Origin of the sequence: Dietzia sp. B44 (genome assembly GCF_014145245.1) — a bacterium.
Classification (GTDB): domain Bacteria; phylum Actinomycetota; class Actinomycetes; order Mycobacteriales; family Mycobacteriaceae; genus Dietzia; species Dietzia natronolimnaea.
On record NZ_JAALEF010000177.1, the window covers coordinates 1 to 6244 of the forward strand.

The following is a 6244-nucleotide window of genomic DNA, read 5'->3' on the forward strand; positions in this document are numbered from 1 at the left end:
GGCCGGCGTGCGCGTGCCCCGGTTCGGGCCCGACTCCGCCGCCCGACACCTGTCCGAGGGTGGTGCCGTCCCGCTCGGCGGGGCCGATCCCTCGGGCGCGGCCGGTCGCGACGTCGACACCCCCGAGGACGTCCTGGCACTGACCGGACGCGCCGTGGGTGAGGCCACCGCGGCGGTATTGAGGACCCCCTCCGTGAGTCAACGTGCTCACTCCGCCGGGGTATCGGCCACAATGGTCCGGTGACCGCAGACGACCCCGTGCTCGAGCAACTCCCCCGACCCCGTGACCGCTACCTCAACCGAGAACTCAGCTGGCTCGACTTCAACGCACGAGTGTTGGCCCTGGCGGGCGAGAAGGACCTGCCGCTACTCGAGAGGGCCAAGTTCCTCGCGATCTTCGCGTCGAATCTCGACGAGTTCTACATGGTGCGGGTGGCCGGCCTCAAGCGCCGCGACAAGACGGGTCTGTCGGTCAGATCCGCCGACGGCCAGACGCCCGCCGAGCAGCTCGGCCGGATCAGTGTCCGGACCCGCGAGCTCTGCGACGAGCAGACCCGGTTGTTCCACGACGAGATCAGACCCGAACTCGAGCAACACGGGATCCGGATCCTGCCCTGGGGCGAGCTCACCGCCGACGAGCGGTTCTCCCTGGCGGAGCTGTTCAGGAACTCGATCTTCCCCGTCCTCACACCGCTCGCCGTCGACCCGGCGCACCCCTTCCCCTACATCTCCGGACTCAGCCTCAACCTCGCGGTGATCATCCGCGACATCGGTTCGGGGCAGGAGCACTTCGCCCGGGTCAAGATCCCCCACAACGTGCCCCGGTTCGTCAGGGTCGCCCGGGACGCGGAGGACGAGTACTCGTTCGTGCCCGCCGAGGAGATCATCGCGGCCCACCTCGGCGACCTGTTCCAGGGCATGGAGGTGGTCGAGCACCACGTCTTCCGCGTGACCCGCAACGCGGACATGGAGGTCGAGGAGGACCGTGACGAGGACCTGCTGCAGGCGCTCGAGCGCGAGCTCGCCCGCCGCCGCTTCGGCTCCGCCGTGCGGCTGGAGATCGCCGAGGACATGACGCCGCGGATGCTCCGGATCCTCCAGCACGAACTCGACGTGGACTCCGAGGACGTGATCCGGTTCTCGGGACTGCTCGATCTGACGGGACTGTGGCAGATCCACGGCCTGGACATGCCCGACCTCAAGGATCCGGCGATGGTCCCCGCCACCCCCCCGGCATTCGGTGAGCGTGAGACCGCCCGGAACATCTTCGCGTCCCTCCAGGAGGGCGACGTCCTCGTCGAGCACCCGTATGACTCGTTCGCGACCACCGTCCAGCGGTTCATCGAACAGGCTGCTGCGGACGAGAACGTGCTGGCGATCAAACAGACCCTGTACCGGACCTCCGGCGACTCCCCCATCGTCAACGCTCTCGTCGACGCCGCGGCGGCAGGCAAGCAGGTCGTCGCACTGGTGGAGATCAAGGCCCGCTTCGACGAGCAGAACAACATCCGCTGGGCGCGAGAGCTCGAACAGGCCGGTGTCCACGTGGTGTACGGCCTGCTGGGACTCAAGACACACTGCAAGACCTGCCTGGTGGTCCGGAAGGAGGGCGACCGGCTACAGCGTTACGCCCACATCGGCACCGGGAACTACAACCCCAAGACGGCCCGCCTGTACGAGGACGTGGGGTTGTTCACCGCGGACGAGGAGGTCGTGTCCGATCTGACGGACCTGTTCAACCACCTCACCGGGTTCTCCAACGTCTCCAAGTACCGACGACTGCTCGTGGCCCCCGAGGGGATCCGCTCGGGGATCATCGAGCGGATCGACCGCGAGATCGGCTTCGCGGCCGAGGGTCGCGAGGCGGGGATCCGGCTCAAGGCCAACGCGCTGGTCGACGAGCAGATCATCGACGCCCTCTACCGGGCCTCGCAGGCGGGCGTGCAGGTCGACATCGTGGTCCGCGGGATCTGTGCCCTGCGCGCCGGTGTCCCCGGGCTCAGCGAGAACATCCACGTCCGCTCGATCCTCGGACGCTTCCTCGAGCACTCGCGGATCCTCAACTTCCGCGGGGCGGACGAGGTGCTCATCGGCAGCGCCGACATGATGCACCGGAACCTCGACCGCCGGGTCGAGGTGATGACCACCGTCACCGACCCCCGGCTCAAGGGTCAGATCCACCGCATCTTCGACTCCGCCCTCGACCCGGCCACGCGCAGCTTCCATCTGAGGCCTGACGCCTCGTGGGCGCGGATGCCCGCCCCCGGGGACCGGTCCGACTCGGTCGACCACCAGGAGCGCATGGCCTCCGTCCACGCGGGGTTCCGGGACCGATGAGCAGGAAGTCGAACGGCGGCCGGACCAGCGTCCGGGTGGTCCCCGCGGCCGGGGCCGTCCTGTACCGCATGGACGGGGGGTCCGCCCGCTGCGCCGTGGTCCACCGCCCCCGGTACGACGACTGGTCGTTGCCCAAGGGCAAGGTCGATCCCGGTGAGTCGCTGCCCGTCACCGCGGTGCGCGAGATCGCGGAGGAGACGGGGTTCTCCGCGGCTCTCGAGTCCAGGATCGGGACCACCGCGTACCCGCTCAAGGAGAACACCCGGAAGGAGGTCACCTACTGGTCCGCGCTCGCGTCCGGGGGTGGCTTCGAGCCCAACTCCGAGGTCGACGACATCCGGTGGCTCCCGGTCGACGAGGCCAAGGAACTGGTCTCGTACGCACTGGACCGCAAGATCCTGACGCGCTTCGCCGCGGCCCGGCCCGTGGATTCTGTCCTCCTGCTGGTCAGACACGCCAAGGCGGGGAGCCGCTCGGAATGGAGTGGTGACGACTCGTCGCGCCCGCTCGACAAGGCCGGACGCACCCAGGCAGAACTCCTGGTCCCGATGCTCAGGGCGTTCGGCGTCCGGAGGCTCCACTGTGCCCCCCGGGTGCGGTGTGAGCAGACCCTGGCCCCACTCGCCGACGAGCTCGGGGTCGGGGTCACACCCGAGCCGGTTCTGAGCGACGAGGCGTACCTCGACGATCCCGCCGCCGCCCGCGCCCGCCTCCTCGAGATCGCCGGCGGCGACGGGGTGGCGGTGGTGAGTTCTCAGGGGACCGCGATCCCCGGCCTCCTGGGCGACCTGGCCGTACGTGCCGGTATCGACGTTGGGGACACCTCGACCAAGAAGTCCGGCGCCTGGGGGTTGGGATTCGACGGTGGGACCCTGGTGTTCGCCGACTACTACCCGAGCCCGCTCCCCGTGCGGTAAGGCAGGCGCTCAGCTGACCTTGTCGCGGTGGTTGACACCGTTCTTCCCGACACCGCCGAAGGACTGGTGCGAACTGGACCGCTTGGCGGCGAGGCGACCCTCGGGGAGGGTCTCGGTGCCCTGCACGACGGATTTGAAATACTGCCCGGGCCGGAACGCCGGCGAGTACGTGGGTGGGACGGGGATGGACTCACCGGTGTGCGGGTTGCGCGCGACCCTCGCCGCGCGTGCGCGCTTCTCGAAGATGCCGAATCCCATGATGGTGATGGACTCTCCGGCCGCCACCGCCCGCACGATGATGTCGAGAGTGTTCTCCAGCGCCTCGGTGGCGAGCTGCTGGTCTCCGTCCATCCGTTCCGCCAGCTCGGCGATCAGGTCGGCCTTGTTCACGAGGGATCCCCCTTAGGGTGAGTACGCCGACGCGGCAGAGCACCGCGTCATACGAAATATAAGCATACTCACACGTTGCCGTCACGGGGAGCGTTCCGGACGTGACTCCGTGACCGGTCGGTCAGCCGCGAGGTGCCCGGTCGGTCAGCCGCGACCGGGCAGGGTGGTGACGGGCTTGAAGGTCGGCCTGCGCTGCTCGAACTCCGCGATCGCATCGGCCTGCCGGAGGGTGAGCCCGATGTCGTCGAGACCTTCCATGAGGCGCCAGCGGGTGTAGTCGTCGATCTCGAACGGGACGGTCACGTCTCCCGCGGTCACCGTCCGGGTCCCCAGGTCGACGGTCAACTCGAGGCCCGGACGCTCGTCCATGATCTTCCACAGCAGGTCGACGTTCTGCTGCTCGACCTGCGCGGCCACCAGTCCGGACTTGCCGGAGTTGCCGCGGAAGATATCGGCGAAGCGCGAGGAGATGACGACGCGGAAGCCGAAGTCCTTCAGGGCCCAGACCGCGTGCTCGCGCGACGAGCCGGTGCCGAAGTCCGGACCCGCCACGAGCACCGAGGCGCGGTCGTACGGGGAACGGTTGAGGACGAAGTCGGGTTCGTTCGCTCGCCAGGACGAGAACAGTCCGTCCTCGAAACCGGTGCGGGTGACGCGCTTGAGGTACTCGGCGGGGATGATCTGGTCGGTGTCCACGTTGGACCGGTGCAACGGCGCCCCGATGCCGGTGTGGGTGGTGATCGGCTCCATGATGATCAGGCCCCCTTCGCGGGCTCGAGATCGGCGGGCGAGGCCAGGCGGCCGACGACGGCCGTGGCCGCGGCGACCGCCGGGCTGACGAGATGGGTACGGGCGCCCTTGCCCTGGCGGCCCTCGAAATTGCGGTTGGAGGTCGAGGCACAGCGCTGGCCGGGCTCGAGTGAGTCCGGGTTCATCCCGAGACACATGGAGCACCCCGGTTGACGCCACTCGGCGCCGAACGCGGTGAACACCTTGTCCAGGCCCTCCTGCTCGGCGAGCTGGCGCACCTGCATCGATCCCGGGACGACCAGCATCCGGACACCCTCGGCGACCGCGCGGCCGTCGATGATCTCCGCCACGGTCCGGAGGTCCTCGATACGCCCGTTGGTGCACGAGCCCACGAAGACCACGTCCACCGGGACATCGCGCAACGGGGTGCCGGCCTCGAGGTCCATGTACTCGAGCGCACCCTCGGCGGCGACACGGTCGCTCTCGTCCCCGAAGGACTCCGGGTGCGGGACGGTGGACCCGAGGGGCACACCCTGGCCGGGGTTGGTGCCCCAGGTGACGAACGGGGTGAGGGCGGAGCCGTCGATCACCACCTCGGTGTCGAACACCGCGTCATCGTCGGTCCGCAGGCCGGTCCAGTACTCGACGGCGGCGTCCCTCTCCTCCCCGGCGGGGGCGTGCGGCCGCCCCTTCAGGTAGTCGTAAGTGGTCTGGTCCGGGGCGATCATCCCGGCCCGGGCGCCGGCCTCGATGCTCATGTTGCAGATGGTCATCCGCGCCTCCATCGAGAGCTTCTCGATGGCCTCGCCGCGGTACTCGATGATGTGCCCCTGACCCCCGCCCGTCCCGATCTGGGCGATCACGGCCAGGATGAGGTCCTTGGCGGAGACCCCCGGCTGCAGTTCGCCGGTGACGGTGACGGCCATGGTCCTGAACGGCCGCAGCGACAGTGTCTGGGTGGCCATGACGTGCTCGACCTCGGACGTCCCGATACCCATCGCGATGGAGCCGAACGCTCCGTGGGTCGAGGTGTGCGAGTCCCCGCACACGACGGTCATGCCGGGCTGGGTCAGGCCGAGCTGGGGCCCGATGATGTGGACGATGCCCTGCCCCGGGTCACCCATCGGGTACGCCCGGACCCCGAACTCCTCGCAGTTGGTGCGCAGCGTCTCGATCTGGGTCCGTGAGACGCGGTCGGCGATGAGGTTGACGGCCCCGCCGACGATGTCGGTCGGGACGTTGTGGTCCTCGGTCGCCAGGGTGAGGTCCGGACGGCGCAGGCCGCGGCCCGCCAGCCGGAGCCCGTCGAAGGCCTGCGGGCTGGTGACCTCGTGGATGAGGTGGAGATCGATGTAGATGAGGTCCGGCTGACGGGCTTCGCCCTCCCCCTCGCCCCTGACCACCACGTGGTCGTCCCAGACCTTCTCCGCCAGGGTTCGGCCCCGGGCACCTCCGGACGGTGTCACACTCATCACGCCTCCAGTCCACGCCCGGGTGTCGAACCGATGGATTCTCACCATGTAGGACGCTATAGTCGAACTGTGAGACAGTATAGCGGGATCGGAGTCCTCGACAAAGCCATGACGGTGCTCCACGCGGTGGCCGAGCAGCCGTGCGTCCTGGCCGACCTCTGCGAGCGCACCGGACTCCCCCGGGCCACCGCCCATCGGCTCGCGGTGGGCCTCGAGATCCACCAGCTCCTGTCCCGGGACGACGCCGGCGTGTGGAGCCTCGGCCCGGGCCTGGCCAAGCTCGCCGCGCACGCCGCGGATTCCCTGGCGGAGGCCGCATCCTCGGTCCTGCCCCGCCTCCGCGAGGCCACGGAGGAGAGCGTCCAGGTGTATCGGCGC

Annotated in this window: 6 protein-coding genes and 1 pseudogene; 4 read left to right on the top strand and 3 right to left on the bottom strand. The window is 69.2% G+C overall.

Going from position 1 to position 6244, the window contains the following annotated elements:
* The 3 genes and pseudogenes from G6017_RS06825 to G6017_RS06835 form a co-directional block, all read left to right on the top strand.
* Positions 1 to 244 (top strand): annotated as a pseudogene (locus G6017_RS06825) (2-phospho-L-lactate guanylyltransferase); the annotation flags it as partial.
* The gene (locus G6017_RS06830; RefSeq protein ID WP_182609743.1) at positions 241 to 2337 is read left to right on the top strand and encodes an RNA degradosome polyphosphate kinase; all 2097 of its coding nucleotides are present in this window, start codon (positions 241 to 243) and stop codon (positions 2335 to 2337) included. The pseudogene G6017_RS06825 and the gene G6017_RS06830, both read left to right, overlap by 4 nt.
* Positions 2334 to 3254, top strand: coding sequence for an NUDIX hydrolase (locus G6017_RS06835; RefSeq protein WP_182616612.1), 921 nt, complete (start codon positions 2334 to 2336; stop codon positions 3252 to 3254). The genes G6017_RS06830 and G6017_RS06835 overlap by 4 nt, the downstream gene beginning before the upstream one ends.
* Before the next feature lie 9 nt (positions 3255 to 3263).
* On the opposite strand, the gene G6017_RS06840 is transcribed toward G6017_RS06835, so the two are convergent.
* The 3 genes from G6017_RS06840 to leuC form a co-directional block, all read right to left on the bottom strand.
* Entirely contained in the window at positions 3264 to 3644 is a 381-nt protein-coding gene (locus tag G6017_RS06840) for an HU family DNA-binding protein (RefSeq protein WP_179525501.1), read from the bottom strand.
* 144 nt (positions 3645 to 3788) lie between these two features.
* Positions 3789 to 4394 (bottom strand): 3-isopropylmalate dehydratase small subunit, encoded by a 606-nt coding sequence (gene leuD, locus G6017_RS06845; RefSeq protein ID WP_182609742.1) that lies wholly within the window; start codon positions 4392 to 4394, stop codon positions 3789 to 3791.
* 5 nt (positions 4395 to 4399) lie between these two features.
* Complete coding sequence (gene leuC, locus G6017_RS06850) at positions 4400 to 5866, bottom strand: 3-isopropylmalate dehydratase large subunit (protein ID WP_182616614.1); 1467 nt, start codon at positions 5864 to 5866, stop codon at positions 4400 to 4402.
* 69 nt (positions 5867 to 5935) lie between these two features.
* On the opposite strand from leuC, the gene G6017_RS06855 reads away from it, so the two are divergent.
* Positions 5936 to 6244, top strand: a 309-nt coding sequence (locus tag G6017_RS06855) for a helix-turn-helix domain-containing protein (RefSeq protein ID WP_182616616.1), incomplete at its 3' end; no start/stop codon positions are given.

Coding starts and splice junctions, on each gene's coding strand:
- G6017_RS06835 (WP_182616612.1), top strand. CDS start 2,334: ATGAGCAGGAAGTCGAACGGCGGCCGGACCAGCGTCCGGGTGGTCCCC.
- leuD (WP_182609742.1), bottom strand. CDS start 4,394: ATGGAGCCGATCACCACCCACACCGGCATCGGGGCGCCGTTGCACCGG.
- leuC (WP_182616614.1), bottom strand. CDS start 5,866: ATGAGTGTGACACCGTCCGGAGGTGCCCGGGGCCGAACCCTGGCGGAG.